Raw genomic sequence first — 2,712 nt, 5'->3', positions numbered from 1 at the left:
GACAACGCAGCGAACTCCGCCGCTGCGCGGCTCGCGCCGAGGACGAGCCAACCCCTCCCTGAAGACAGGGGCCTGCGCTCAAGAACTCCGGTCACGGACCACCGGAATGCCCTCGTTCCCATAGTCGGTGCCTGCCTCCCGGCCATGCTACGGCGCGTGCCAACCTGGGGAATTACGTGCCCTGGGGAATTTCGAAAGGGTCCACAGCATGGTCGCCGCCGCGAGATGCCGCGCGCCGCGCCGGACGAGAGGGGCAGCCTGCGGCAGCAGGGCGATGGCCGTGTGCTCAGTGCCGCGTCACGGCCGTATTCCGGGGGTGGTGGCACCAGCCGCCTGGGCTTGGGCATGGGTTTGGTCGGCGTGGGCCTGGTCGTGTCCACCGGTGCGCGCGCGGTCGGGGGCGGGTGGGGTGGCGGGGCGGGCCATGGCGCGCTGCAGTCGAGTGCTGATGTACTCCGCGTCCAGGACCGTGCCGGGGCCGTCGATCTCTTCGAGGGCGGCGCGCGCCCGGGTCAGCAGGTCGGCGTCGGTGTCGGCTCCTGCGGTGGTGGGCCGGTCGGTGGGAGGCGGCTGGCGGCGCTGGTAGCTGATCTGGCCGTCCAGGGCCTGGCGGGCGCGGTCGGGGGTGCCGAAGGCCTCGATGACGCGGCGCTGGGTCTGGGCGGCTGCCACGGGAGCGAGCTCGGTGGGCAGGGCGGCGGAGGGCTGAACGGGGTAGGCGAGGCGTCCGAGCGCGTCGTGCCAGAGGTGCAGCTGGCCTTCCCGGGCGGCGAGGTAGGCGGTCGTGGCGTGCAGGAGTTCGGGGGCGGCGACGTAGGTGCTGCTGTCGTCGGCCGTGGTCGCCGCGTGCTGGACTCGAAGGGCGTTGAGGGCGTCCTGCGCGGTGGCCGAGTTTCGGCGCCAGGCGGCGGCCGGGCCACTGGTCTGCAGGGGCCGGGACGGGATCGGGAAGGCGTCCAGGAGTTGCTGTGCCTCCCCCTCCCGCCCCGAGCAGGCGGCGGCGGTGTAGGCGCGCACGACGTCACGGGCCTGGGCCAGCTGCGTGGCACGCTCCTCGTCCAGCGCGGGCGCGCCCGCGCTCCCGCTGTCGATGCCGCGCTCGCGGTCGCGTAGGTAGTCGGTGACGTCTGGCTCGAGGACAGCCCGCAGTCGCTGGGCGTGCACGTCGCGCAGGGCGATCTGGTCGAGCAGCCAGCCAGCGCTCTCCCCCAGTGCCGGCACGTCACCGGACAGTGCCTCCAGCGCCTTGTAGTCCTCGACGAGGTTGCCGCGGGGCCGATCGGTGTCCTGAAGCCGGTCCAGGAGTTCCGCCACCTGCCGGGTGGTGGTGACGATCAGGTCCTCGGTGGCCGCGTCGGCGTGGCCGGCGTCGTCGACCTCGCCGGCGCGCGCCAGGCTCCGCGACAGCACCGGCGGGGGCGGGGAGGGCGAGTAGTCCCGCATGTGGCAGGCCCAGGCGGCGGCCGCGGCGACCCAGCCGAGCTCCCGTCCCTGCGCTGTTTCGGCGCTGCGCCGGTACAGCCAGCTGCTCAGCCAGCCGGTGATCTGCGCGCGGTCGGTGGACGGATCGCGCAGCAGGCTCGCGGCCAGTTCGCCGGGGGTGTACTCGTGCCGCATGCCGCGGTAGTCGGCGCCGATGATCGCCAACTGTCGGCGTCCGTCATCCAGGAGCAGCCACCGGCGCAGCGCCTCCTCCGCGCCACTATCCACTTCCTGCACCGCCACACGGTCGGGCCTGGCACCGAAGCGGGTGACGCCGGTTAGCCCCACGCCGGGTGCCTGCGCCGTCGGCCAGTTGACCGGATCGCTGCCCGCGGTCAACTGAACCAGGGCGTACGCGTCCGGCCCCGCCTCGGCGAGCCAGGTACTCAAGTCGTCGGGAAGAGAGGAGGAGGTGGTGTACTCGCTCATCGCGTGACCTTCTGCTCGGCACCGGGACGCCGCGCAGCTTCGAGGGAGGGCGGCTGACGGCAGCATGCCCGCGCCCCGGCTGCCGGCCGGCCGGGTCGGCGGCCCCGTCCCCCCACGCGGAAGCAGGCGGGGGAGCATCACGGAAGACGTCCCGCACGGCGGGAGGCGAGAGACGAAGCGGACGGCCCGCTACAGGCCCGGCAGGTGTGCGAGGCAATGGACCTGCCGATCGCACCCAACACCGTCAACAACACCCGCCTGAAGCTCAAGCGGCTCGCCGAGCGCGGGATCCTGGTCGAGACCGAGCAGGGCTTGTTCACCCAGCCGCGGCCGTAACCGCCAGGCGACCTTTGACCCTACCGATACCTACAACAAGCCCAACTCTCCTCAACACACCACCAACAACTCCAGCTCAATTCCCTGACCACCCTCCCCGAGCCACTCCACCCAGCCTCTCAGCGAACCAACAACACACCAGGCCAGCCGCTGCCCCGTACACCAACAAGCCCCCCTCCGAGCGTCAAAGGACCCGGAGCGAGCCGCCGTACGCGCGGCGCAGCTCACCGCGATCGACCCGGACTGGGACTGCCCATGGCCCTTGGACTGGCAACGCCACTACCGCGTCCTCGCCGACCTGGTCGACGCCGACGGCCACCTGCCCGACATCGCGCCCGGCGTACTCGTGACTCCTTCCCCTCATGAATGAGGGGCTTCTCGCTATGCTGGGTGTCGCGACGGACCAGCCCGGCCCGTAGAACGTTCAGGGCGCCCACCGTGTCCGCGTGCGCGCTGTGGCCGCAC

General features: G+C 72.3%; 1 protein-coding gene. It reads right to left on the bottom strand.

Annotated elements, in window-relative coordinates:
• Positions 1–297: 297 nt before the first annotated feature.
• Positions 298–1,911 carry a hypothetical protein gene (locus tag ACFVVO_RS39360; RefSeq protein ID WP_390061692.1) on the bottom strand — a complete coding sequence of 538 codons (1,614 nt, stop codon included), beginning with the start codon at positions 1,909–1,911 and terminating at the stop codon, positions 298–300.
• Positions 1,912–2,712 lie beyond the last annotated feature (801 nt).

The organism is Streptomyces sp. NPDC058145 (genome assembly GCF_042884245.1).
In the GTDB taxonomy this organism is placed as follows: domain Bacteria; phylum Actinomycetota; class Actinomycetes; order Streptomycetales; family Streptomycetaceae; genus Streptomyces.
The sequence above is the reverse complement of the archived record's forward strand: the minus strand, read 5'-3'. Positions and strand labels throughout refer to the sequence as shown.

Bases quoted from the DNA above. Each gene is read 5' to 3' on its own strand.
- ACFVVO_RS39360 (WP_390061692.1), bottom strand. From the start codon at position 1,911: ATGAGCGAGTACACCACCTCCTCCTCTCTTCCCGACGACTTGAGTACC.